The sequence below is a fragment of the Hyphococcus sp. D3-15 genome (genome assembly GCF_055809375.1).
The window spans coordinates 2,417,640-2,442,973 of the sequence record NZ_CM147910.1; the positions used below are offsets into that span (position 1 = coordinate 2,417,640).

The following is a 25,334-nucleotide window of genomic DNA, read 5'->3' on the forward strand; positions in this document are numbered from 1 at the left end:
AATCTGCAAGTGAGTTGAAAGACAGACAATGGCGGCTGCGAAAAAGACAACGCCTTTTTCCTATTTCGAATGGATGGTCGCCCGGCGCTATCTCGGCGCCACTCGCTCGGGCAAGGGCGTGTCGCTGATTTCAATGATCGCCTTTGGCGGGATCATGCTCGCGGTCGCGGCGCTGATCTCTGTCATGTCGATCATGCAGGGCTTTCGCCTGACGCTGCTTGATCAATTGCTCGGCACCAATGGCCACGCCCATGTGCAGGCCGAAACGCCGCTCAGCGACTATGAAAACCTCGCCTTGAAGCTCGCCGAAATTCCCGGCGTCAAACAGGCGACGCCCTTGATCGAGATGCCCGTCTTCGCCAGCGCAGACGGAGAGACCGGCATGGTGGTCCGCGGGGTCCATCGCGAAGAACTGCTGAGCAATGACTACATCACCGGACCGGGCCATATTGTCGACGGCTCGGTTGAAAATTTCGGTGTCGGGGAAAAGGGCGGCGATGAAGTCGTCCTTGGCAGCCGGGTAGCAAGCCAGCTCGGGGTCAATGCAGGCGATAAAGTGCGTTTGCTGACCGGGCAGGGGCCGGAAACCGCCTTTGGCCGCACGCCGCGCAGCAAGGTCTATACGGTCGGCGCGATCTTTCATGTGGGCAATGCGGAATATGACGCCATCTATGGCTTCATGCCGCTGGAACAGGCGCAGTTGTTTTTCGGTTTTGGCGACAGCGTGCAGAACATCGAGGTCAATGTGGACGACCCCGAAGAAATCAGGTCTTACCGCGACGCCCTCACCAGCGTTGGAGAGGGGCTTTACGTTGTTGACTGGCAACAACGCTTTCAGAGTTACTTCAACGCGCTACAGGTCGAGCGGTTCGCCATGCGGCTGGTTTTGTTCCTGATCATCATCGTGGCGACGCTCAACATCGTCACCGGGTTGATCATGCTGGTGAAAGACAAGACCGGCGATATTGCCGTCCTGCGCACCATGGGCGCGACGCAAGGCTCGGTCCTGCGCATCTTTTTGCTTTCCGGCACAATGATCGGTCTGCTCGGCACGCTGGCGGGAATATTGCTGGGCTCTCTGTTCGTTCTCAATATCGACGCCATTGAGGGCGGCTTGTCCGCCATGTTCGGCACCGATCTGTTCCCGGCGGAAGTTTATTATCTCGACGGCGTGCCGGCGAAACTGGAAATGAATGAGGTCTTCCTCATCGCCGGTTTCTCGCTCTTCATGTCATTCTTCACGACGATCTATCCCGCCTGGCGCGCCGCGCGCCTCGATCCGGTGGAGGCGCTGCGCTATGAGTAAGGACGCACAAGCCATGCCGCCTGCGCTGCGCCTTGAAGATGTGGCGCGCCATTATGGCGATCTGGTCGTGGTCGAACATATCGACTTCACGCTTCGTGCTGGTGAAACCGCTGCGCTGCTTGGGCCGTCGGGTTCCGGCAAGTCGTCGCTGTTGCATATCGCCGGTCTGCTCGAACAGGCGTCCGCCGGCGAAGTCCACATTATGGGCCGCGCGACGTCAAAACTCAGCGATTCAGAACGCACCCATATCCGCCGCGCTACACTCGGCTTTGTGTATCAGTTCCATCATCTGCTTCCGGAGTTCACGGCGCTCGGCAATGTCGCCCTTCCGCAGTTGATTGCAGGCGTCAAAAAGAAAAAGGCCGAAGCTGAAGCCGCGCGTCTGTTGACCCTGATGGGGCTCGGCGAACGCATGACGCATCAGCCGGGCCAGCTATCCGGCGGCGAACAGCAACGCACCGCCATCGCGCGCGCGCTCGCCAATAATCCAAAGATCCTGTTGGCGGATGAACCCACCGGCAATCTCGATCCGAAAACATCCGATGTGGTTTTCGACGCGTTGTTGAAGCTGGTGCGCGGCGAGGGGCTTTCCGCCTTGATCGCAACTCATGACCAACGGCTCGCCAAACGCATGGACCGCGTCTTTGTGATCCGCGAGCAAAGGCTGGTCGAAGTCCGCAAGGAACCCGCTTAAGCAGGCGTGACCAGAATTTGCCGGACATTCGTCGTGCCGGCGCGAAAGCCCGCTTCGCAATAGGCCAGATAAAAGCGCCATAATTTCGAGAAGCGTTCGTCAAAACCCATTGTTCGGATTTCGTCCCATGAGCCGAGAAACCGGTCGCTCCACTCATGCAAGGTGCGCGCATAATCTTGTCCGAATTCCTGGACATCGCGCAGCTTCAGTCCCGCCTGATCCGTCAGCTTCGACAGAATCGACGTGCTGGGCAGGATGCCGCCGGGAAACACGTAACGCTGAATAAAGTCGGTTGATTTCGAATACCGGTCAAAAAAGCGATCGGCGATGGTGATGATTTGCAGGCCGGCTCGTCCGCCGGGTTTCAGAACGTCCTTTAGTTTTTCAAAGTAAGTCGGCCAATATTCCTTGCCCACCGCTTCAAACATTTCGATGGAGGCGACCTTGTCGAATTTTTCCGTCACATCGCGATAATCCTGCAGCCGGAATTCCGCCTTGTCTTCCAGGCCGGCGCGTTTGATGCGTTCGCGCGCATAAGCGAGTTGCGACGGCGACAAGGTGACGCCGGTGACATGCGCGCCGTATTTGCCGGCGGCGTATTCAGCGAAGCCGCCCCAGCCGGAGCCGATCTCCAGCACGCGATCACCCGGCTGCAGATCGATCATCCGCGCGAGGCTTTCATATTTGTTGAGCTGCGCCGCTTCGAGGCTGTCTGACAGCGATGAAAAACGCGCAGACGAATAGGTCATGCTCGGATCGAGCCATTTTTCATAGAAGCTGTTGCCGAGATCATAATGGGCGACAATGTTGCGCTTCGATCCGGCCTTGGTGTTTTTCCGGGCATTGCGCCGCAATCCGTTCAGCCATTCGACGAAGGGCAGGGCGGCGAAGACGCGCTGTAAATGGTCGGCATTGCGCGCAAAAACATAAAGCAGGGCGGCGAGGTCCGGCGTGTCCCAGTCGCCATCGGCGAAGCTTTCGAAAAACCCGATATCGCCGCCAAAAACCGCGCGCCGCGCAAACCGCCATCGCCGCACAAGGATAACGCCTTTAGCGTCGATTTCTTCTTTGCCTTTCAGCGTCAGCGTACGCCCGTCGGGAAGCTCAAAAGTGAGCGCGCCATAATGCATATGCGATGCGATTTTGATGATTTGCCGGAAGAAAAAAGGCAAATGATCCATCTGCAACGCAGACTGGTTAGTTGTTCCCGGGGCGGCCTGAAGCGTCTCTCCCCGCGACTCGATGTGCATCGTCATGTTGCATGACCTCTTGCTTGCGGTTTCCTCCCGCCGCTGGTCACAACTCAGAACTTATGCGCGCTTTATTCGTCCGTACCCGTCAAGCGCGCGTTTACGCGCAGCGGCATGGTCTAATATGGGTAGCGGATAGGATTTTCCAAGGCTGACGCCGGCCTTGTCAAGCACGTCGTCTGGCGCTTTCCAGGGCGTATGGATGTGTTTCGCGGGCATCGCCAGCAATTCCGGGACAAATTCGCGGACATAATCGCCATTCGGGTCGAATTTTTCGCCCTGGGTGATGGGGTTGAAAATCCGGAAATAGGGCGATGCGTCCGCGCCGCAGCCGGCGACCCATTGCCAGCTTGCTGCGTTATTGGCGAGATCGGCGTCCACCAGCGTATCCCAGAACCACGCTTCGCCTTGCTGCCAGGGAAGAAGCAGATCCTTGATCAGGAAACTCGCGACGATCATCCGGACCCGGTTGTGCATCCAGCCTGTTCGCCATAGCTGGCGCATGCCGGCGTCAACGATCGGGAAACCGGTCTGTCCTTCGCGCCATGCCTTGAAGCCTTTTGCGTCCTTGCGCCACGGGTAATCAGCAAATTCTGCGCGCAGCGGTTCTTCGGGCAGGGACTTGTTGTGATAAAGCAGCGAATAGGAAAATTCGCGCCACGCGATCTCCGATAAAAACTTTTCGCCGCCGCTGTCGCTGATTACGCCTTCTGACATTTTGGCATGGGTTGCGCGCCAGATTTGCAGCGGGCTGATTTCGCCGAACGCCAGATGCGGCGACAGGCGCGAGGTATATTCCTTATCCGGACGATCCCGCCCGTTCTGGTACGACTGGATGGCGTTATCCAGAAAATCATTGAGGCGGTTGCGCGCGCCGGTTTCGCCCGGCGTCCAAACCGGGCCGAATTCTTTCGCCCAGTTCGGCCGTACGGGAAGCAGGTCCCAATCATTCAGATTGTCAGATTGAAGTCCGCATTTTGCGGAGGCCAGGTTGCGCGGGCGCGCTTCCGGTTGCGCGCGTGCGGGACCTGCCTGCTTCAGTGATTTCCAGAAGGGCGTGAAAACCCGATACGGCCCGCCGGAACCGGTTTTCAATTCCCACGGTTCGCGCAGCAACGAGCCGTTGAATGTTTCAACCTTGATGCCGGAATCCGACAACTCGCTTTTCAACTGTTTGTCGGTTTCGATATCGCCGGGATAATAGCGCCGGTTCCAGAAAATCTGGGCTGCGCCAGCGTTCGCTGCGATTTCCGGAATGAGCGTCGCCGCCGCACCGCGTTTCAGGACAAGCGGGGCGCCGGCCTTTTCGAGATCCTCAGACAGCGCCTTCAGGCTGTGATGAAGCCACCAGCGCGATGCGGCGCCTGGCGCATGATCGCCGCCTTCATCCAGCACAAAGACCGGGATGACAGGCGCGCCGGTTTTTCGCGCTGCGGCGAGAGCGGGATTGTCGGAAAGGCGGAGATCCTGGCGGAACCAGACAAGGACGGGGCGCGATGACATGGGGAATAACTGCCAGAAGCTGGACCGTGGGGGAATAAGCCGGTAGCCTGTTATACAGTCACAGGGAAGGCGGCGTTGAGCCGTTGTGGAGGGGTATGTAATGGCGGTTGAAGACACATTCGCAGCGATCGGGGCGAGCGGCTTGTTCTCAGGCGGATTCTCGCTTTTTGAACTGGCGATTTTTGCGGGCATGGCGTTTTTCTTCGCCTGCTCGCTGGCGCTGGCGATTATGTCCGCGAGAGCCGCCAATTCCGCCCGCCGCGCCCGAGGCGAGGCGCAAGGCGTCCTTGCCTCGATTGAGAGCCAGACGGCTGAGTTGCGGGCGCTTGCCGGGGATCTGGAGCGCACTGCGAGTGATCTGGCGGGCAGACAGGCCGAAATTCAGGAATTTCAGGCTTCTACCCAAAAATCCCTCTCCGAAGAGGCGACGCCCGCGCCAGTGGCGGTTTCCGGTTCCGGCCCGATTGAACGCCGCTATGACCCGCTGCCGCCCAAGGAAGAGGGCCGGGAGGCCGCTGATCGCCAGAGCCTGGGCGAGACGGAAGAACCCCGCCCGGCAGGCGGCGCAAAATCCGCCATTCTGCGAGGCCTCCTGCGCCGCCGCTAGGCGGCTATGGCCAAGCTCTCTTCCAAATAGGCAAAAACCGTTGATTTGCGCCATTTTCAGCTACTGCGCGCCTTGCGCCAGCGGCAAAGAGGGCGTATAGCGCGCGCCATCTCTCACGCGGCGTGATCTTCGGTGATCCGGCGGCTTTCGAGCTTTCCGGATTTTCAGCGCGCCGCGGCGGTAAAAACTGAAGGAACACATATCATGGCGCTGCCAGAATTTTCTATGCGTCAGCTTCTCGAAGCTGGCGTGCATTTCGGTCACCAGACCCACCGCTGGAACCCGAAGATGAAGAGCTACATCTTCGGCGATCGCAACGGCATTCACATTCTCGATCTTTCGCAAACCGTTCCCCTGTTGCACCAGGCGCTCGTCAAAGTGCGCGATGTGGTGTCAGGCGGCGGCCGCGTGCTCTTCGTCGGCACCAAGCGTCAGGCGCAAGGCCCTGTCGCGGAAGCTGCAGCACGCTGCGCACAATACTACATGAACGTGCGCTGGCTCGGCGGCACGCTGACCAACTGGGAAACAATCTCCGCTTCCATTCGTCGTTTGAAAGAAATGGAAGAGCGTCTCGCAGGCGGCGCTGCATCGGGTCTTACGAAAAAAGAACAACTGCAGCTGCAGCGCGAACGCGACCGGCTTGAAGCATCGCTGGGCGGCATCCGCGAAATGGGCGGCCTGCCTGACCTGATGTTCGTCATCGACGTCAAAAAGGAAGCGATCGCCATTCAGGAAGCCAAGAAGCTTGGCATTCCGGTCATCGCCGTCGTCGACACCAATTGCGACCCGGACAAGATCGACTATGTCATTCCGGGCAATGACGACGCATCGCGCGCCATTTCGCTGTTCTGCAACCTGGTTTCAGATGCGGTGATTGACGGCATCGGCGAAAGCAGCGCGGCGCTCGGCGTTGATCTCGGCGCTCTTGAAGACGCCCCAAGCGAACCTGCGCTCGCAGAGGACGCGGCGTCATCGGAGCAGGCGTCAGCCTAAGCCCCTTCGCTTTTTTAAGCGGTTATCAGGCGGGGCGCGCATCAAACGGCCCGCCTGTCATCGTTTGGCTAAGAAACAGGATTACTGCGCCTTTCACAGCGCATCGTAGAACCAAAGGAGAAACCAATGTCTGGCATTACCGCTGCGACCGTTAAGCAACTGCGCGAAATGACCGGTGCGGGCATGATGGATTGCAAAACCGCCCTTACCGAAACCAATGGCGACATGGACGCCGCTGTCGACTGGCTGCGCAAGAAGGGTCTGTCCAAGGCCGCCAAGAAAGCCGGGCGCACCGCTTCAGAAGGTCTCGTCGCGATCGCCGTTGAACCCAACGCACCCGGCGCAACCGGCGTCGTGGTTGAAGTTAATTCCGAAACCGACTTCGTTGCGCGCAACGATATCTTCCAGAACATGGTGCGCGACATCGCCAACACGGCGATCTCCGTTTCCGGCGACCTGGAAAAGCTTCGCGCTGCGCCGTTCCCCGGCGCCGGCAAATCGGTTGACGAGCATGTCGCCGAGATGGTCGGTCAGATTGGTGAAAATATCGGCCTGCGCCGCGCACAGGGCATCTCTGTGGATCAGGGCGTTGTCGCTTCTTACGTGCACGGTCCGGTGACTGACGGCGCCGGCAAGATCGGCGTTCTCGTCGGCCTTAAATCGGCTGGCGACAAGGCCAAGCTCGAAGCGCTCGGCAAACAGATTTCCATGCATGTCGCAGCAGCCCGTCCGCTGTCGGCCAAAGTGGAAGACCTCGATCAGGACGTCGTCAACCGCGAGAAAGAAGTCCTCGCGGATCAGGCGCGCGCTTCCGGCAAACCGGAAAACATCATTGAGAAGATGGTCGAAGGCCGTCTTCGGAAATTCTACGAAGAATCAGTTCTGCTTGAGCAGATTTTCGTCATCGACGGCGAAACGCCGGTCCGCAAGGTTCTCGAAAATGCGGCCAAGGATGTTGGCGCGCCAGTCGAGCTGGTCGGCTTTGTCCGCCTCGAACTGGGCGACGGCGTCCAGAAAAACGAGGACGAAGACTGATTTGCCGGCGCCGGCGTTTGACGCCGGCGCGCAAAAGCTTCAAAAGCGCCGCGTGGGGGCAAGCCCTCCGCGGCGTTTTTGCTAGGTTTAAGCAGCTTCAAGGGCTGCCAATCGGCGGCGCAGCGGAGTAGGGTGGCGTCCGTCATCCCCAAGCGTTCAGGAAAGTCGAGCCATGTCCCAGACATCTGCGAATTCAGGCCCGAAAACAGGCGGCGCGCCGCTGCGTTATCGCAGGGTGCTTCTCAAAGTCAGCGGCGAAGCGCTGATGGGGCCGGGCCATTACGGCATCGACAATGAAACGGTTAAGCGGATCGCTGGCGAGATCAAAGACGCCAAGGAACTCGGCGCCGAAATCAGCCTCGTCATTGGCGGCGGCAATATCTTCCGCGGCGTTTCCCCGGCGGCTCAGGGCATGGAACGCGCCAGCGCAGATTATATGGGCATGCTGGCGACGGTGATGAATGCGCTGGCGGTGCAGAACGCGCTTGAGAATGTCGGCCTCTATACGCGCGTATTGTCCGCCATCGAAATGACCCAGGTTTGCGAGCCCTATATCCGCCGCCGCGCGCTGCGCCATATGGAAAAAGGCCGGATCGTGATTTTCGCCGGCGGCACCGGCAATCCGTTTTTCACAACCGACACGGCGGCGGCGTTGCGCGCGGCTGAGATGGGTTGCGACGCGCTGCTGAAAGGCACGCAGGTTGACGGCGTTTACTCCGCCGACCCGAAGAAAGACCCCAACGCCGAGCGATTCGAACAGTTGAGCTATCATGAAGTGCTGATGCGCGATCTGAAGGTCATGGATCAGGCGGCGATTTCGCTGACGCGCGAAAGCGGCATCCCGATTGTGGTCTTCCCGATTGGCGAGAGCGGCGGCGTTGTGGGCGCCTTGACCGGCCAGGGGGCGTGCACCGTCATCAGCGATGAAACGCCCTAATCCGGACAAGACACGACCTGAATTTCAACGTAAAATCAGACGACAAGAATATAAGGAACAGGAAAAACAATGAGCAGCGACATAATCAAAGAACTGCGCAAACGCATGGACGGCGCGCTGGCATCGCTGAAGAACGAATTTTCCGGTCTTCGCACCGGTCGGGCCAGCGCCACGCTGGTTGAGCCTATCGATGTGGACGCCTATGGCTCCAAAATGCCCATGACGCAGGTCGGCACCATCACCGTGCCCGAGCCGCGCATGATCTCCATCAACGTCTGGGACAAGGGTCTCGTCGGCGCGGTTGAAAAAGCAATTCGCGACGCCGGCATCGGTCTTAACCCCGTTGTCGACGGACAAAATGTTCGTATTCCCATTCCTCCGTTGACGGAAGAGCGCCGGAAAGAACTGGTGAAGGTTGCGGCCAAATATGCCGAGCAAGCGAAGGTGGCAGTGCGCAATGTTCGCCGTGAAGGCATGGAAGCGGTGAAGTCCGCTGAGGGCGGCGAAGACCAGCAGAAAAAACTTTCGGAAGAAGTACAGAAGTTGACCGACGAGATGGTGAAAAAGGTCGACGAGACCTTCGCCCACAAGGAAGTCGAGATCATGCAGGTCTGATCATTGATGATCAGCGCCTCAGCCGGGACAATACGAGTGACAGTTGAACGCGACAATGCAGGGCCGGATCGCAGTGATGGGGGAGCGTCCAAGTGACCGCATCGCCCGCACCGACCGCCGAGCCGGAAAACGGCGGCCCGCGCACGCCGAAACATGTCGCCATTATCATGGACGGCAATGGCCGTTGGGCGAAGGCCCGTGGCTTGACGCGGACCGAAGGCCACAAGGAAGGCGTTGAGGCTGCGCGGCGCGCTGTTGAGGCCGGGCGCAAGCTGGGTCTGACGCATCTCACCCTATATTCGTTTTCGACCGAGAACTGGCGCCGCCCGGCTGGCGAGGTGCGCGACCTGATGGGTCTGCTACGGCAGTTCATCATCGACGACTTGCCGCGCCTCAAATCAGAGGGCTGCAAGGTTCGCATTATCGGCGATCGTGAAAACCTGTCCCTTGATTTGAAAGCATTGGTGAACCGCGCGGAGCATGAAACCCGCAACAACAAAGAATTCGTGCTGGTGATCGCCTTCAATTATGGCGGCCGCGATGAGCTGGCCCGGGCGGCGCGCGCCGCCGCAACGGCCGTCAAAGCCGGGACGCTCGATCCGAAAGACATCACCGAGAAAACGATTGAAGGATATCTGGACACCACCGATGTTCCGGACCCGGATCTTGTCATCCGCACGAGCGGTGAAAAGCGCGTTTCAAATTATCTGTTATGGCAGGCCGCTTACGCCGAATATGTGTTTCTCGATGTTCTATGGCCGGACTTTACCGAAGAGGTGCTGGCGGGCGCTATTGACGAATATCTTCGACGCGAGCGCCGCTATGGCGGCGTCTGCGCCGTCTAGTGTCAAATCGCACGACGCCTTCAAGTGACAAGCCAGAGCGCGCCGCCGCCGCGCCGATGAGCGCGCTCGCCAAGCGTTTGATTTCCGCATTCATCCTGATCCCGATCGTGATTGCGGTTGTGTGGACGGGCGGACCGGGCTTTGCGGCGATGATCGCTTTCGCTTGCGTCCTCATGCTGTTCGAATGGTCGCGCATGGTGGAGCGACGGTCTTTCAGTCGCGCCTTTTATGCATTGCTGGCCGGCGCCGCCGCCGCGATGTTTTTAGGGGCGGGCGGTTATTACGCCGCTGCGATTGCCTTCGCCGCAATAAGCGGAGTCGTCGCCGCCTTTTTCGCCCACCGCGATGGCAAGATTGGCGGCTGGTCGGCGCTGGGCGCCGTCTACATCATCTTGCCTTGTCTCGCGCTGATCTGGCTGCGCCTCGATGCGCCGTCAGGGCGGGCGCTTTCATTCCTGCTTTTCGGCGTCGTCTGGGCGGCGGATTCCGGCGCCTTCTTTTTCGGCAAATTCATCGGCGGGCCGAAAATCAGCCACGCCTTGTCGCCCTCCAAAACCTGGGCGGGGATCGGCGGCGGCATCTTCGGCGGCTGCGTCATCGGCGCGATCACCGGCTGGATCCTGCTCGGCGTCGAGGGCGCGGTGTTGTATCTGTTTATCGGCGGCGGGCTGGGGGCGGCTTCCGTCGTCGGGGATCTCGTCGAATCGGCCTTCAAGCGGAATTTCGGGCTGAAGGACATTTCCGGTCTGATTCCCGGTCATGGTGGTGCGCTGGACCGGCTGGACGGCATGATTTTCGCCACTTCGGCGATGACGGGCGGGCTTCTCCTCTATATGCTGGCGGAAAAGGTTCAGGGGTGACAATGGGGAAGTTGAACGCACGGGAACAAGCGCCCCGGCGGCGGATAACGATTTTAGGCTCCACCGGCTCGATCGGCGAATCGACCTTGAGCGTGCTTGAGCATGCGGAGAGCCTTGGCGAAGCTGATTTTGAGATTGAAGCGCTGACCGCCAACCGCAATGTCGAAAAAATTGTCGAGCAGGCGCGCAAATTCAAACCGAAATTTGTCGCGCTGGCGGATGAAAGTCTCGGCGATGAATTGCGCGCCGCGCTCGCGGGAACGGGCATCGAATGCGGCGCCGGCGCCAGCGCGGTTGAAGAGGCCGCCTGCCGCGATGCTGATTGGGTGATGGCGGCGATTGTCGGCGCGGCCGGATTGAGGCCGACGCTCAAGGCCGCCCATCGCGGCGCCGATATTGCGCTCGCCAACAAGGAATGCCTCGTATGCGCCGGTGAGGTTGTCACCAAGGCCATCCGCGAAGGCGGCGGCGCGCTGCTGCCGGTCGACAGCGAACATAACGCGATTTTCCAGGTCTTTGACTTTGATCAGCCGGAGCGGGTCTCGCGGCTTATCCTGACGGCGTCCGGCGGACCTTTCCGCACTTGGTCGCATGAGCAAATGACGACGGCGACGCCGGCGCAGGCGGTCGCGCATCCGAACTGGTCTATGGGCGCGAAAATCTCTGTCGATTCCGCGACCATGATGAACAAAGGTCTCGAACTGATCGAGGCGGCGCATATCTTCCCGATCAACCACGAAAAGATCGAAATCCTCGTTCATCCGCAGTCGGTGATTCATTCCATGGTTGAATATGTGGACGGGTCGGTGCTGGCGCAGCTCGGCACCCCGGATATGCGGACCCCGATTGCAACGACGCTGGCCTGGCCGAAAAGAACGCCGAGCCCCAGCGCCCAGCTTAACTTCGCCAAAGTCGCCACTCTTACGTTCGAAGACCCTGATTTACTTAGGTTTCCGGCGCTTCGTCTCGCACGCGAGGCGATCCGTGCAGGGGGCGTCATGCCGGCGGTGCTGAACGCAGCCAATGAGGTGGCGGTCGCGGCGTTTCTGGCGGGCGGGCTCAAATTTCTTGATATCGCCGCAATTTCCGAGCAGGTACTTGAGCAGGCGGGACGACTCAACGGCCCAGCGCGCCTTACGACGCTGGAAGAAGCCATGGATGCGGATGGGCAGGCGCGGCGCATGGCGGAGGAATACGTTGCTGCGAAAGCGGCGGCGTAACTAGTCGGAACTTATGATGAGAACGGAACGCTGTTGATGCCTCTCGCTGCGAATCTGCTTGAGACCTTGCTATTTTTGCCGGTCTATATTGCGGCGTTCATCGTCCTCCTGACGCTGATCGTTTTCTTTCACGAATACGGACACTTTTCCGTCGCGCGCTTCCTTGGCGTGCGGGTCGACACCTTCTCCATCGGATTCGGCAAACCGATTGTCCGCTGGACGGACCGCTGGGGCACGGAGTGGCGGATCTCTTGGTTGCCGCTTGGCGGCTATGTAAAGTTTTTCGGCGACTTGAATGCCGCCTCGCAAGGTCCGGCTGACGCAGCGCAGCAGCCCGTGACCACGCAATTCCCGAAACGCGGCGACGCAGAGAAAGTCGCCTCCACCATGTCGGCGGAAGATCGCAAGGTCTGCTTTCATTTCAAACCCGCATGGCGTCGCGCAGCGATCGTTGCGGCGGGACCGATCGCGAATTTTGTTCTCGCAGTTGCAATATTCAGCGTCCTCTTCATGACGCTCGGCCGCGGAATTTTAGAACCCGTTGTCGGCGGGGTGGCGCCGGAATCGCCTGCGGCGAGCGCAGGCTTTCAAGCCGGCGACCGGATCATTTCGGTTGATGGCGCACAGGTTGCGGAATTCGGCGACCTCTATGACGCGGTGCTGGTCAGCGGCGGCTCGCAAATGCGTTTCGAAGTGATTCGCGATGGCGCCGTCACGGCGATCGCCGCGACGCCGCAGCGCGTCAACGACAATGACCGCTACGGCAACAAAATCGAACGCTGGCAATTGGGCATCGCACCGCCGGGCAGTGAATTTTATTCCTTCAAGAAATACGGACCGGTCGCCGCCGTGGCCGAAGGGTTTCACGAATTACGACAGAATCTTGACACTGACGGTCCGCTTCCTCGGCAAGATCATCCTGGGCAAGGAAGATGCGAGCCAGTTGGGCGGACCGATAAAGATGGCTCAATATGCCGGACAAACCGTGATGTCTGGCTTCGATGATCTCGTCCTACAGGGAGCCGCCGGGCTTGATGCTCAAACTCAGAGCGAGCCTTGTCAGCTTCATTTCACTCGCTGCGGTTGTATCGGTTTCCATCGGATTCCTGAATCTATTGCCGATACCGGTTCTCGACGGCGGGCATCTATTGTATTACGCATACGAAGCTGTCGCAGGCAAACCGCTGGGGGCGCGGGCGCAGGCTATCGGCTTCCGAGTGGGCTTCGTCATGCTGGCGTCGCTTATGATCTTTGTGACCTGGAACGACATCAATAATCTGCTTTCATCAATCAGTTAGGGCGACGGCATGAGTTTGTACAAGTCGGGGGGCGGCGTTATACGCGCAGGGCTGGCGTTTGCGGCGACGATCTTCGCAACCGCAACAGGCGCGCTCGCGCAGATAAGCCAGAATGCGCAGCCGCAGCCTTCACTGACCGATAATCTGTTTTACGAAGAACCGGCTCCGATCATTCAGGGCATTGTGGTTCGCGGCAACCAGCGCATCGAAGCAGACACCGTCGGCTCCTACCTGCCGGTCCAGCCCGGCATGCCGGGGGAGGAAGAACTCCTCGATCTGTCGCTGAAGACGCTTTTCCGGACCGGTTTGTTCTCCGACGTCAAACTTTCGATGCAGCCCAATGGCGTGCTGCTGATCGAGGTCGCAGAAAACCCGATCGTCAACCGTGTGATCTTTGAAGGCAATCGTCGCGTCAAGGACGACAAGATCACGGACGAAATTCAGCTTTCCGCGCGTACGGTCTATACCCGCGCCAAGGTTCAGTCCGACGTTCAAAAGATTATCGAGCTGTATCGCGCAAAGGGTCGCTTTGCCGCGACCGTGACGCCGAAGGTCACGCCGCTCGAGCAAAACCGTATCGACGTTATTTTTGAAATCGACGAAGGCCCCAAGACCGGCATCGCGAAAGTCAATTTCATCGGCAATGACGTCTTTACCGACAACGAATTGCGCGGCGTCATCCTGACCAAGGAAAGCCGCTGGTGGCGGTTCTTCACCAATTACGACAATTACGATCCGGACCGGCTCGAATATGAACGCCAGCTCCTGCGCGAGCATTATGGCCAGAACGGCTATGCTGACTTCCAGGTGGTTTCTGCTGTCGCGGAACTGACGCCGGACCGCAAAGACTTCTTCATCACCTTTACGGTTGACGAAGGCCCGAAATACACGATCGGCGATGTTCGCGTGAAGACGACGCTCGCCAAGCTCAGCGGCGATGTTCTGGTCAACTACGTGCCCATGCGCACCGGCCAGACTTATGATTCAAGCAAGCTTGAAAGAGCCGTTGAGGCGCTGACCTTCGCCACCGGCACGGTCGGCTACGCATTTGTCGACGTCAACGAACAGATGACGCGTCACCCGGAGTCCAACACAATCGACGTCTCCTTCATCGTCAATGAAGGGCCGCGCGTTTACGTCGACCGCATCAACATAAAGGGCAACACGCGCACGCTCGACAAAATCATCCGCCGCGAGATCCGGCTTGCCGAAGGCGACGCGTTTAACCGCGTGCTGGTGGATCGTTCGCGCGCGCGGGTGCGCTCGCTTGGCTATTTCAAGGAAGTCACGATTGACGAGAAACCCGGCTCCGCACCGGACCGGACAGAGCTAGACGTTTCAGTCGAGGAACAGTCCACCGGTTCGCTCAGCGTCGGCGTCGGCATCTCCTCGACGGAGAACTTCATTGTCGATCTTTCCGTCGAAGAACGAAACCTGCTCGGGCGCGGCCAGTATCTGCGCTTCCGCGTGCAGGCCAGCTCGCGCACGCGTCAGGTCGATATTCGATTTACGCAGCCATACTTCCTCGACCGCAACCTTGCGGCGGGCGGGTCGATCTTCAACCAGCGCACAGACTATGAAGAAGCGGGTTTTGTCCGTGACCGGATTGGTCTTGGCCTGAACGCCGGCTTCCAGATTTCCGAATATGGCCGGGGCGGGGTCAACTACCTGCTGACGCGCGACAGCGTTCTCATCGATCGGGAGCAGAACGAACTCCTCGCCCTCGGTCTTGATCCGCTATCGATCCTTAATCCCGGGGCCATGCCGACAAATGTTTTCCCGAATACGAATGAAGATGGAGACATTGTCGGTCAGGTCGTGAGAGCGCAATTCTGTGATTTCGTGGTTTACTCGCTGACCCCGACCTGCGAATCCCGCGGCAAGTTTTTGACCTCGCTCGTCGGCGTCAGCCTGTCATTCGACAAACGGGATGATCCGATTACGCCGCGTCGCGGCTGGCGCGCCGGCGGCTCCATCGGCGTCGCGGGCGTCGGCGGCGACGTTAACTATTACCAATCGGAAGTGAACGCCGCCTGGTATCACCCGATCATTGGCAATTTCATCGGTTCGATCAAAGGCCGCGCCGGCTATATTAACGGCTATGGCGGCGACAATGTTCGCCTGTCCGACCGCTTCTTCGAGGGCGCCTCCACCTTCCGGGGCTTTGAAGTGGCGGGCGTCGGGCCGCGCTATATTCAGGGCGCTGTCGGCGTTAACGGCGTTCGGGTGCCTAGTCTGGACCGCGACCAGAAAATCTTCGGCCAGTCCATCGGCGCCAAGATGTACGCCATCGGCACGGCGGAAATCCTGATCCCATTGCCATTGCCGGACCAATATGGCATTCGAGTGGCTGCTTTTAGTGATTTCGGCACGGTCGGCACCGTGGATGACTCGACCAAAGCTCTTAATGACGATCTGAGCTATTGGTTGGATACGGATGGCGACGGCATAGTCGATCTGGCGCCGATTCAGGACGACTTGGCCTTGCGCCTGACTGCCGGTTTCACGGTGAGTTGGGATCTGCCATTTGGCCCGGTCCGATTTGATTTTGCAAAAATCCTGATGAAGGAAGATTATGATCGGACCGAAGGTTTCCGATTTAGCGCTGGGACGAGCTTTTAAGGTAGAGGTGTACCACATGACTAAACAGTTTTACGCGATCGCCGGAGCGGCTGTGCTTGCAGTTTCAGGCATTGCGGGCGGCGCATTGATCAATAGTGCGGAAGCCCAGTCAGCCCAGAAGGCGCCGGTCATTTTGATCGTCGACCGGGCGCAACTGATTTCGCAGACCAAGGCTGGCAAAACCATCCCCGGTCAGGCGGAAACGGTGAAAGCAAGCGTCGAGAAAGAACTCGAAGCTGAAGCCGACAAGCTGAAAAAGGAAATCGAAGATTTCCAGAAGAACCAGTCTTTGATGTCGGATGAAGTCCGCACCAAGAAAGAACAAGAGCTCGCTGGAAAATACCAGTATGGCCTGCCGCAACGCGTGCAGATCATGGAGCAGGCGTTCTCCGCTGCGGTCCAAACCGCGCAAGCGCAAATTCTGGTCGAGAGCCAGCCGATCCTCAAAGAGATCGTCGACAAACGCGGCGCGACTATCCTGCTCGACCGTTCGGCAGTCATGTATGCGGCGCCGGAAACGGACGTGACGCAGGAAGTGATCGCCGCGCTCGACAAAAAGCTGCCGGCTGTCGAAGTCGAGAAAATCTCGCTCAGCCAGCTTGAGAAGCAGCTCAAGGAAGCACAGGCGAAAGCGCAAAAAGACGCCAAGAAGAAGTAGGCTTGGCGTTTACGACTGAGATCCAAAGGCCGGCGGGCGCACCGCCGGCCTTTTCTTTCGCACAGCTTCCGATCGGCCTTGCGCGCCCGGGCGACTGCAGGCCGGCGTTGGTGTCTGGCCTATGGATTAACGCGGGGACGCATTTTATGACCTTAGGGTCGGACCAGGAGTAAAGCGGGGATTTCAATGCCGGATAGCCGTTTTTTTGACAGGCTAGCGCCCTTGACGATCGCAAAGATCGTGGAGATCGCAGGGGCTGAACTGGTCTCCGGCGAGGCGGGCGCAACCATCACGCATGTGGCCAGCGCAGAGGATGCAAGCGACGAAACCGCTTTGGTCTATTGCGACGGCGCAGCCGCGCTCGGCAAGATGAACGACAAGAAATTTGGTCTGTGCTTCACCAAAGCCAAACCAGGCGAAGCAAGCGGCGCATTTGCGATCACCCCAAATCCTCGTCTTGCTTTTGCGACTGTCGCGGCGCTGTTGCACAGCTCCCGCAAATCAGGCGCGCCGGCTCCGTCAAAAGGCGCGGGGGTGAACATTCACGCCAGCGCAATCATCGATGAAAGCGCCGAGATCGCCGCAGATGTCGTCGTCGGACCGAATGTGGTTATCGGACCCGGCGTGGTCATCGGCGCAGGCGGCCATATCGGCGCGGGAACGATAATTTCCCATGCGCTGATCGGCGAGGGGGTGCGCATCCTGCCGGGCGCGCGCATCGGGCAATCCGGCTTCGGCTTTGTCGAAGGGCCGCACGGGCTCGTCAAAGTCCCGCAATTGGGACGGGTCCTGATCGGGGACAATGTGGAAATAGGCGCCAATACGACGATCGATCGCGGCGCCCTTGGCGACACCCAAATTGGGACGGGCGCAAAGATCGACAATCTTGTCCAAATCGGTCACAACGCCCGGATCGGCCGCAATTGCGTTATTGCAGCGCAAACCGGTATTTCGGGAAGCTGTATTATCGGCGATGGCGTCATGATGGGCGGGCAGGTAGGCTTGGCCGATCATCTCACTATTGGCGATGGCGTGCAGATCGCTGCGGGCGCGGGATTAATGCGGGATGTTCCTGCTGGAGAGAAATGGGGCGGCCGGCCGGGTCGTCCGATAAAAGACTGGTTGCGGGAAACCGCCATGCTGGCGAAACTGACGAAAAAAGGAATGGTTAGGCCGATGTCAAAGGTTGAACCCGGAAAGAGCGTTCTTGGAATTGAGGAGCTGATGTTGCTCCTGCCGCACCGTTACCCCCTGTTGCTGGTCGACCGCCTGGTCGACATTGTGCCGGGGGAAGGGGCCGTCGGCATCAAGAATGTTTCCTATGGCGAGCAGTTTTTTCAGGGGCACTTCCCCCAAAAGCCCGTCATGCCCGGCGTCATGATTATCGAGGCGATGGCGCAGTCGGCTGCGGCCTTTACGTCGTATACGGAGAATTTGGATACGGAAGGAAAGGTCGTGCTCTTTATGGGCGTTGACAAGGCGCGCTTCCGCCGCCCGGTTGTGCCCGGCGATCAGTTGCGCATCGCGGTTCGCACCATCCAGCGGCGCCCGCCGGTCTGGCGCTTTGAGGGCATTGCAACGGTTGACGGTAAGCGCGCCACGGAAGCGCAGTTCTCCGCAATGCTCGCACAAACGATCTGACTCGGTTTCGCATGCGTATCCATCCGACGGCGATAATTGAAGACGGCGCTGAAATCGCGGATGCGGTGATTGGCCCCTATTGCCATATCGGCGCAGAAGCAAAACTGCATGACGGTGTTGTTTTGGAAAGCCATGTGGTCATCCAGAACCTGACGGAAGTCGGTGCGAATACGCGCGTGTCGCCATTTGCTGTGCTGGGCGGCCCGCCGCAACATTCCGGCTGCAAGGGCGAGGGCGCGCGTCTGGTCATCGGCGCCAACAACATCATCCGCGAACATGTGACCATGCATCGGGGAACGATTGCCGGCGGCGGCGAAACCCGCGTCGGCGATCATGGATTCTTCATGACCGGTTCGCATGTGGCCCATGACTGCAAGGTCGGCGACCGTGTGATCTTTGCAAACAACGCCTCCATTGGCGGACATGTGAGCGTTGGCGACCATGCTTTCTTTGGCGGCTTGTGCGCCGTGCACCAGCATTGCCGCATTGGGGAGCACGCCTTTGTCGGCGGCTGCGCGGCGGTGACCACGGACATCATTCCTTTTGCATCGGCTGTCGGAAATCACGCGCAATTGGTCGGCCTCAACATTGTCGGCTTGAAGCGCCGCGGCTTCAGCCATGCAACGCTGCATGATCTGCGCGCCGCCTATCGGATTTTGTTTTTCGGCGACGATATCTTCAAAGCGCGGGTCGAACAGGTGCGGACGCAATTCGCCCATAGCCCTGAGGTTCTGCGCATTATCGCCTTTGTCGACGCCAGCGTGTCCAGGCCGTTAATGACGGCGGCCCGGTCCGATTGATGGCGCGCTGGCGCAAGCTCGGCGTCATCGCCGGCGGCGGCGCGCTTCCGGTGCGTGTTGCGGAACGCTGCAGGGCCGCTGGCAAAGAGCTTTTCCTTGTTCGCCTTTCAGGAAGCGCAGATGCGGCGCTGGATGAATATCCGGGCGAAGATTGCGCCATCGGCGAGGCCGGCAAGATCATCCGCGCACTGAAGCAGCAAGAATGCGATGCGGTCGTTTACGCCGGCATGGTGAAGCGGCCGGACTTCAAGAGTCTCAAAGTCGATTGGCGCGGCGCGGCGCTGCTGCCGAAAATAATCGCCGCTGCGGCGCGCGGCGACGGCGCCATTCTCAACGTGCTGGTCGAAACGCTAGAGGCGGAAGGATTGCTTGTCATCGGCGCTGATGAAATCGTTGAAGACACCGCCTGCGAAGAAGGCGCCATCGGCGCGGTGCAGCCGACTGCGGCAAATCTGGCTGACATTCGCAAGGCCGCTGCGCTGGTTCAGGCGATAGGCCCATTCGATGTGGGCCAGGGCGCCGTTGTGGCCAATGGATTTGTCATCGCGGTCGAGGCGGCGGAAGGCACAGACGCCATGCTGGCGCGCTGCGCCCAGCTTGCCAATGGCGTCAGCGGCGGCGGCGTATTGGTCAAGCGTCCCAAGCCCGGTCAGGAATTGCGGATCGATTTGCCGGTGATCGGCGCCGAGACGGTGCGGCGCGCGGCGGAGGCGAAGCTTGCCGGCATCGCAGTGGAAGCGGGACGCGCGATCATTATCGACCGGGCCGAGACCGCGGCGCTGGCGGATGAGCTCGGTTTATTCGTCTACGGATTTTCCCTGCAAGACCTTGCGGGCGATCGGTGAGCGCCGCGTCTGAAAACTTCATGCTCTGCGCGCTTGAGCCGTCCGCGGACGCGCTCGGCGCGGGGTTGATGGCGTCCTTGCGCGAGTCCTGTCCGGCGGCGGCGTTTACCGGATGCGGCGGCGCGCAGATGGCGGCGCAGGGTCTTTCCAGCCTGTTCCCGGTGGACCGGTTTTCGGTGATGGGCCCGACCAGCGCCCTGATGGCGCTGCCCGCCGCGCTGAAAGCGATAGATCAATTGGCTGCGCAGGCGGCGAAAGAAAAACCGCAAGCGGCGATCCTGATCGATAGCTGGTCGTTTTCGAAACTCGCGGCGAAACGCTTGCGCAAGGCGGCGCCGGACATGAAGATTTTCAAATATGTCGCGCCGCAAGTGTGGGCGTCGCGTCCGCAACGCGCAGCGACAGCGGCGCAGCTCTTTGACGGCGTGTTGTGCCTGTTCGGATCTGAAACTCATTATTTCGAAGAAGCGGGCGCCGTCACGCAATGGGTTGGCCATCCGGGGTTTCAGGCGCTGGCGGAACGCAGCTCAGACCCGTCGGTCTTCCGGTCGAAATATGATCTCGGCGATGCGCCCCTGCTCGCTGTATTGCCGGGCAGCAGGCCTGCGGAACTAAAACGGCATGGGGCGCCGTTTCGCGGCGCGGTCGAACAACTCCTGCCGGACTTTCCGGATCTGCGCCTTGTGGTGACCGCTGCGCCGGGCGCGGGTGAAGCGGCACGCGCCTTTGTCGAAGGCTGGCCGGGGGAGGCTTTTGTCGTTGAGGGCGAGGAACGCTTCGACGCCTGCGCGGCGGCGGATGCGGCGCTCGTTGCTTCCGGGACCGCTGCTGCAGAACTCGCCATGCTGAACACGCCGATGGCGGTCGCCTACATAATCGATTTCCTGTCTGAGCTATGGGTGCGTTCGGTATTGACCACGCCGCATGTTTCACTGGTGAACATCGCCGCCGGCGAACTGGTCGCGCCGGAATTCCTGCAGCGCGATTGCACGGCGGAAAATCTCGCGGGCGCTTTGGCGCCCCTGTTGCGCGACAGCCCGGAACGCCGCCGCCAGCTCGCGGCCTTTCCGGGGGTGGTGAGCACGCTCACGGGGCAGGGCGCGCCCGGCGATGCGGCCGCCAAAGCGATCCTTGGCTGGCTGGGCCGCCAGGGCGGTCACTAGGCGCTAACCATAAGTTGCAGGCCAGATGCGGGAAAAACCGTCTGGCCTATTGAAAGCTGTTCAAACGGGCCTTAATGCAGGGGCTGGCCTAGGGGTGTAGCTCAGTTGGTAGAGCATCGGTCTCCAAAACCGAGGGTCGTGGGTTCGAGTCCCTCCGCCCCTGCCATTTCCAAAGACATCGGTTAAAGCTCACATTGCGCGGGTATCGGCGGCAATGCTGGATCTCGCAAGTCGCGATGCGCGACACTTCCGCCAAGTCTCGGGGAGGTTTCCATGGCAAGCCATTCGGCCGGGTTTGCATCGCGCGGCGCAGCGATCTTCATGCTCGCCATAGTCTGCGTGCTGGCGCTTATCGTTTCGGCGCAAGCGCAGGAGGCGCAGCGCCCCTTGATGCAGATTAATCCGTGGTATCCGGCGCCCTATAATATCGAAGAGCCTTATCTCGACATCATCCACGCCAGCGCAGTGAGTTGGGGCGCGCAAGGCAAGACGACTAAGGCGCTCTATGATGAAGGCGTCATCGATCCGAAAAACGGATTGCCGACCCGGTTGCCTGACGGCAAATGGCTTTCCAGCAAAGCCTATTTCGTCGCCGCCACCACAGAGGCGGCGCTGCTCTGGGATGGCGAATGGGTGCTTGAATGGGAAGGGGACGCCATTCTGCGCATCAAGGGCGTGCCGAATGAACTGCAATGGCGCAGCACCCCAAACCGCATCGATTTCACCATGGATATGAAGCGCGGGAAAACCCGTCCTGCCGTCATCGAAGTGCGCAAGGTGAAAACGCCGATCACCGCATTGCGGCTGTACCGCAAGGAAAATGAAGCGCTGCTTCGCGCCGGCAAGGTGCTGAATCCGAAATTTGCTTCCGCCATTTCGCGCTATGATATTGTGCGGACTACGGATCTTCAGGGCGCGGGCACGGCGCTTGTCCGGTCCGTCGATGAATTGCCAGACATGCAAACGCCCTTTTGGGGCAACAAGACATGGATGGTCACGAGTGACGAACGCCACGCTTTTCGCTCCGCGCCAATCGAAGCGATGATGGCGCTGGCGGTTGAATCCAACACCTCGCTCTGGGCCAGCATTCCGATTGCGCTGGGCAATCCGCTGGATTTTCGCGATCCGTCGATCAAGGACGATAAGCCTGGCAGGTGGGTGGAGAATTATAAACGCAAGGCGCGCGGCGCCGCCGCCGACATTCTCGCAAGTCCCGAATGGGATCGTTACGCGGACAGCTTCGTCGCGGCGCTGATCGCCAGCGGCTACCCGCAAGACCGCACGCTCTATGTCACCATCGAAAACGAAGTCTGGAACACCTCGCCGCAATATGCGCCCGCGACGGCCTACGCCGCCGGCATCGGGCAGGGCGCTGGTTTCGGGATGGGCAAGCCCGCCGGCGATGTGCGGATGGGATACGGCGTGCTGAGCGCGCGCTGGAAGCTCTCCCTTGAGGCCGCGCTCACCCGCGCCGGGCGCCAGCAAAAGGTCGTCTATGTGCTTGAGGGGCTGCAAGGCTGGGCGCCGACAACGGCCTGGGCGCTTGGCGGGGCGCGGCGCTGGCTTGAGGAGCAGGGGGAGGATTGGGCCGACCACGCCCCCGAATTCGGGGTTTCCGTTTCCTCCTATTGGGGCGGCGGCGACGCCAGGGACAAAATCGCCGATTCCGTCGATCCGGCGGATTTCGCGGTTGCAGCCGAATCCTACCTGCTGACGGGCTCTGCGAACCAGATCGGCTCCAAAGCCATGGTCCTCAGGGCCTGGAGCGCTCACGCCGACGCTGCGGCCGCTGAGGGCGTCCGATTTATCGGCGCGTATGAGGGCGGATCCCACCTGACCCGCCCGGAGGGCGTGTCTGAGGCGTTTTATGGCGCATTTATGTGGGGAGAGGCCGCCGGGCGGGTCAACAAGGCGGTTAATGACGCGCTCGCGGCGGCGCATCCGGGCGTCATCCTCTCCAATTACCTCCTGGCAGGCCCGCGCCGGCAGCCCTGGTCAGAAGGCCTGCCCGGCGACGAAAACCCCTATCGGCAGAGCTGGGAGCCCTATTTGCGGCCTTTGCCCGCCGGGGCGGCGCTGGCGGAGCCGCGATGACGGCCCCCTCGCGCCTCTATTTTCGCCGCAGCGCCTCCTTGACGGCGCAGAGAAAAGGTATACCTAGGGTCAATCTTCCGAAAACCTCTGAAGATCGGCCGCGCGGAACCCGCGCACGAGAAACTGTATCTTGAAGGCGGCGTCGAATGGCGAAGAACAAAAAATCCGGCGGTGACGCCACAGTGATCGAAGGCAAAGCAGCCGAGGTCAAAAAGAAGAAGCGCACCAGCCCGTTTGAGTTCCTGCAGCAGGTTCGCAATGAGGCGGCGAAAGTCACCTGGACCACGCGAAATGAAACCGTCATCTCGACCATCATGGTGCTGATTATGGTGGCGATCATGTCGCTGTTTTTCTTCGGCGTCGATCAGGGCTTGCGCTTTGCAGTTTGCAACGTCCTGCCGATCGATTGCGTCGGATCGAACAACTAGAAATTTGAGAACGGAACACCGTCATGGCGAGCAACTGGTACATCGTCCACGCATATTCGAACTTTGAAAAAAGGTCGCGGAGTCGATTATGACATCCGCAAAAGACAAAAACCTCGATCAATTTATTGAAGAGCTTTTTGTGCCGACCGAAGAAGTCACGGAAGTGCGCCGCGGCCGCAAGATCAACACCGAGCGCCGGTTTTTTCCGGGCTATGTGCTGGTCAAAATGACGCTCAATGACGACACCTACCATTTGATCAAAGACACGCCGAAGGTCACCGGCTTTCTGGGCTCCGGCAATAAGCCGATGCCGGTGCCGCAAAAAGAAGTCGACCGCATTCGCGGCGTCATCGAAGAAGGCGAAGCCCGCCCGCGTTCAACGATCACCTTCGAGATCGGCGAAAGCGTTCGCGTCACGGACGGCCCCTTTGCGTCGTTCTCGGGCGTTGTCGAGGAAGTCGACGAGGAAACCGAACGGGTCAAGGTCGCTGTGTCGATCTTTGGACGCGCGACGCCGGTGGAACTCGAATTCACGCAGGTCGAAAAAGCGTCCTAACGGGCGGGCGCAAGCGTCGCCGCATTGTCACGCAGGCGGCGCAGGGTGGCCAGATCAAACCAGAAATTCACCGGATCCATGCGCGGGCGCAAGCTCGCGCAGGCGCTTTGCGTATAGATATCGCTGATCGCATCGGGCATGGCGCGTACGCCCTCGGCCTTTAGAATGCGATAGAGGATTTGCTTCTGGAAATGCCGCTCTGAATAGCGCAACAGGCGGCGGCGATAGAGCCTGAGATCGCGCATATTCGCCTGCAAGGGCTCAAACTCGAAGGTTGCTTGTTCAGCCGTCACGATCCGTTCGTGGTGACTGTCATCCCTGCCGCCCTTCAAATCGGTGAGCAGCAGATAAGCGAGAAGGCCGTCCTCTCCTTTTGCGCCAAATGGCAACCGCAATCTCCGTTCACGGAATGCTTTGATCGCGGCGGATGACAGCCCATAGAGATTGCCGCTCAGATGTTTGTGCAGCAACAGACTGCGCGCCCAGGCGCGGCGGCTGCGCCCTGACGCGGGCAGGGCGGCGGCGGCGTAGCTTTGCGGCGCGGCGGCCAATCCGTCTTTCAGCGCGGTGAGGGCGCTCGCGCTCGCGCGAATGTCGCCATCGAGAAAGACATGCGCGTCCGCTGAGGCCGGCGCCAGCCGATGGACATATTCGTTCCACGCATTGGCCTTGTCGCCGACCGGCATTTCGTGAATGCGGATGCGCCGATCTGCGGCGGCCAAAATGCGGGCGACGTGAAGCGTCTGGTCGATGGAGCCATTAACCAAAATGTGGATTTCGTCATCGACGCTAAGACCGGCGCGGTCCAGCGAGCCTATGCATTGCGGCAATAGACGCTCTTCATTCCTCGCAAAGATGCATGCTGATAGCATTGCCGCGCATTCGATAAGGGTTGGGCTAGTAAATCAGCAATTTTCATTCCATCGCCGGTTAAGCATCCCGGTCCGGCTTTTCCGTCTCCGGGGGCTCCGCAGGGGCGGGGTGGGTCTTCGGATCGGTGTCCGCGAATGTTTCGTGAAAACGCGGCGGAGACCGATGCGCGGCGAGCCGGACGATTTTGTCGAACCAGCGCCAGCGCCGTCGCATGGCGAGAATGAGCGGCCTCGCCGCAGGATTTGCAGCAGCAATCATGATCAGCCCGAGCGCCACCAGCGGAATGCCCAACGGAAGCGGCGACAGGGCGGCGATGACGCCATAGATCACCAGGATCGCTCCGGCCAGCGTAGTCGCGATCCGTGCAAGCATTAAAAGCCGCTCCGTTTTCTATGGGCGCTGAATGGCATGCGAAATTCTAGGCGCGCCCGTCCGAGATGCCAATCTCGCACATCCGCTGCGCCGGGCAAAACAAAGCCCCGACGCATGAA

The 25,334-nt window shown here is 59.9% G+C and carries 24 protein-coding genes, 1 tRNA gene and 1 pseudogene; 22 read left to right on the plus strand and 4 right to left on the minus strand.

Annotated elements, in window-relative coordinates:
- The first annotated feature begins 28 nt into the window (after positions 1–28).
- Both AC0L8G_RS11965 and AC0L8G_RS11970 read left to right on the plus strand, forming a co-directional pair.
- Positions 29–1,306, plus strand: coding sequence for a lipoprotein-releasing ABC transporter permease subunit (locus AC0L8G_RS11965; RefSeq protein ID WP_473384421.1), 1,278 nt, complete (start codon positions 29–31; stop codon positions 1,304–1,306).
- Positions 1,299–2,000, plus strand: coding sequence for an ABC transporter ATP-binding protein (locus AC0L8G_RS11970; protein ID WP_473384422.1), 702 nt, complete (start codon positions 1,299–1,301; stop codon positions 1,998–2,000). The genes AC0L8G_RS11965 and AC0L8G_RS11970 overlap by 8 nt, the downstream gene beginning before the upstream one ends.
- Here the strand turns inward: AC0L8G_RS11970 and AC0L8G_RS11975 are convergent.
- Together AC0L8G_RS11975 and AC0L8G_RS11980 are read right to left on the minus strand one after the other, a co-directional pair.
- Positions 1,997–3,256, minus strand: coding sequence for a class I SAM-dependent methyltransferase (locus AC0L8G_RS11975; protein ID WP_473384423.1), 1,260 nt, complete (start codon positions 3,254–3,256; stop codon positions 1,997–1,999). The two genes, AC0L8G_RS11970 and AC0L8G_RS11975, sit on opposite strands and share 4 nt — an antisense overlap.
- Positions 3,257–3,310: 54 nt before the next feature.
- Positions 3,311–4,753: a cryptochrome/photolyase family protein gene (locus tag AC0L8G_RS11980; RefSeq protein ID WP_473384424.1), complete on the minus strand. Its 1,443-nt coding sequence runs from the start codon at positions 4,751–4,753 to the stop codon at positions 3,311–3,313.
- A 100-nt stretch (positions 4,754–4,853) separates the two neighbouring features.
- Here AC0L8G_RS11980 and AC0L8G_RS11985 point away from each other — a divergent pair, with 100 nt between their 5' ends.
- The 20 genes and pseudogenes from AC0L8G_RS11985 (at position 4,854) to nusG (ending at position 23,970) form a co-directional block, all read left to right on the plus strand.
- Positions 4,854–5,360: a hypothetical protein gene (locus AC0L8G_RS11985; protein WP_473384425.1), complete on the plus strand. Its 507-nt coding sequence runs from the start codon at positions 4,854–4,856 to the stop codon at positions 5,358–5,360.
- Between the two features lie 204 nt (positions 5,361–5,564).
- Complete coding sequence (gene rpsB, locus AC0L8G_RS11990) at positions 5,565–6,353, plus strand: 30S ribosomal protein S2 (RefSeq protein ID WP_473384426.1); 789 nt, start codon at positions 5,565–5,567, stop codon at positions 6,351–6,353.
- Between the two features lie 126 nt (positions 6,354–6,479).
- Positions 6,480–7,388, plus strand: coding sequence for a translation elongation factor Ts (gene tsf, locus AC0L8G_RS11995; RefSeq protein WP_473384427.1), 909 nt, complete (start codon positions 6,480–6,482; stop codon positions 7,386–7,388).
- Positions 7,389–7,560: 172 nt separating this feature from the next.
- On the plus strand, positions 7,561–8,325 hold the full coding sequence (gene pyrH, locus AC0L8G_RS12000) for a UMP kinase (protein ID WP_473384428.1): 765 nt from the start codon (positions 7,561–7,563) through the stop codon (positions 8,323–8,325).
- Between the two features lie 69 nt (positions 8,326–8,394).
- Positions 8,395–8,940 (plus strand): ribosome recycling factor, encoded by a 546-nt coding sequence (frr, locus tag AC0L8G_RS12005; protein WP_473384429.1) that lies wholly within the window; start codon positions 8,395–8,397, stop codon positions 8,938–8,940.
- A gap of 167 nt (positions 8,941–9,107) precedes the next feature.
- A complete protein-coding gene (gene uppS, locus AC0L8G_RS12010) occupies positions 9,108–9,785 on the plus strand; it encodes a polyprenyl diphosphate synthase (protein ID WP_473388862.1) in 678 nt (225 codons plus the stop codon).
- Complete coding sequence (locus AC0L8G_RS12015; RefSeq protein WP_473384430.1) at positions 9,785–10,645, plus strand: phosphatidate cytidylyltransferase; 861 nt, start codon at positions 9,785–9,787, stop codon at positions 10,643–10,645. Before uppS ends, AC0L8G_RS12015 begins: the two co-directional genes overlap by 1 nt.
- Before the next feature lie 2 nt (positions 10,646–10,647).
- The gene (locus AC0L8G_RS12020; protein ID WP_473384431.1) at positions 10,648–11,865 is read left to right on the plus strand and encodes a 1-deoxy-D-xylulose-5-phosphate reductoisomerase; all 1,218 of its coding nucleotides are present in this window, start codon (positions 10,648–10,650) and stop codon (positions 11,863–11,865) included.
- A 36-nt stretch (positions 11,866–11,901) separates the two neighbouring features.
- Entirely contained in the window at positions 11,902–12,870 is a 969-nt protein-coding gene (locus tag AC0L8G_RS12025) for a M50 family metallopeptidase (RefSeq protein WP_473384432.1), read from the plus strand.
- 29 nt (positions 12,871–12,899) lie between these two features.
- Positions 12,900–13,163, plus strand: a complete 264-nt coding sequence (locus AC0L8G_RS12030) for a site-2 protease family protein (protein ID WP_473384433.1) — start codon at positions 12,900–12,902, stop codon at positions 13,161–13,163.
- Between the two features lie 9 nt (positions 13,164–13,172).
- A complete protein-coding gene (gene bamA, locus AC0L8G_RS12035; protein WP_473384434.1) occupies positions 13,173–15,785 on the plus strand; it encodes an outer membrane protein assembly factor BamA in 2,613 nt (870 codons plus the stop codon).
- 16 nt (positions 15,786–15,801) lie between these two features.
- On the plus strand, positions 15,802–16,443 hold the full coding sequence (locus AC0L8G_RS12040; protein ID WP_473384435.1) for an OmpH/Skp family outer membrane protein: 642 nt from the start codon (positions 15,802–15,804) through the stop codon (positions 16,441–16,443).
- Between the two features lie 222 nt (positions 16,444–16,665).
- On the plus strand, positions 16,666–18,084 hold the full coding sequence (gene lpxD / locus AC0L8G_RS12045; protein ID WP_473384436.1) for a UDP-3-O-(3-hydroxymyristoyl)glucosamine N-acyltransferase: 1,419 nt from the start codon (positions 16,666–16,668) through the stop codon (positions 18,082–18,084).
- An 11-nt stretch (positions 18,085–18,095) separates the two neighbouring features.
- On the plus strand, positions 18,096–18,884 hold the full coding sequence (gene lpxA, locus AC0L8G_RS12050; protein ID WP_473384437.1) for an acyl-ACP--UDP-N-acetylglucosamine O-acyltransferase: 789 nt from the start codon (positions 18,096–18,098) through the stop codon (positions 18,882–18,884).
- On the plus strand, positions 18,884–19,729 hold the full coding sequence (locus AC0L8G_RS12055; protein WP_473384438.1) for an LpxI family protein: 846 nt from the start codon (positions 18,884–18,886) through the stop codon (positions 19,727–19,729). Before lpxA ends, AC0L8G_RS12055 begins: the two co-directional genes overlap by 1 nt.
- Entirely contained in the window at positions 19,726–20,892 is a 1,167-nt protein-coding gene (lpxB, locus tag AC0L8G_RS12060; protein WP_473384439.1) for a lipid-A-disaccharide synthase, read from the plus strand. Before AC0L8G_RS12055 ends, lpxB begins: the two co-directional genes overlap by 4 nt.
- Before the next feature lie 90 nt (positions 20,893–20,982).
- Positions 20,983–21,058 (plus strand) — tRNA-Trp (locus tag AC0L8G_RS12065).
- Between the two features lie 107 nt (positions 21,059–21,165).
- Positions 21,166–22,986 (plus strand): hypothetical protein, encoded by a 1,821-nt coding sequence (locus AC0L8G_RS12070; RefSeq protein WP_473384440.1) that lies wholly within the window; start codon positions 21,166–21,168, stop codon positions 22,984–22,986.
- Between the two features lie 146 nt (positions 22,987–23,132).
- A complete protein-coding gene (secE, locus tag AC0L8G_RS12075; protein WP_473384441.1) occupies positions 23,133–23,414 on the plus strand; it encodes a preprotein translocase subunit SecE in 282 nt (93 codons plus the stop codon).
- A 23-nt stretch (positions 23,415–23,437) separates the two neighbouring features.
- Positions 23,438–23,970, plus strand: a pseudogene (nusG, locus tag AC0L8G_RS12080) (transcription termination/antitermination protein NusG).
- On the opposite strand, the gene AC0L8G_RS12085 reads toward nusG, so the two are convergent.
- Positions 23,967–24,842 carry a glycosyltransferase family 2 protein gene (locus AC0L8G_RS12085; protein WP_473384442.1) on the minus strand — a complete coding sequence of 292 codons (876 nt, stop codon included), beginning with the start codon at positions 24,840–24,842 and terminating at the stop codon, positions 23,967–23,969. The pseudogene nusG and the gene AC0L8G_RS12085 sit on opposite strands and share 4 nt — an antisense overlap.
- 58 nt (positions 24,843–24,900) lie before the next feature.
- Complete coding sequence (locus tag AC0L8G_RS12090; protein WP_473384443.1) at positions 24,901–25,215, minus strand: hypothetical protein; 315 nt, start codon at positions 25,213–25,215, stop codon at positions 24,901–24,903.
- Positions 25,216–25,334: the final 119 nt, after the last annotated feature.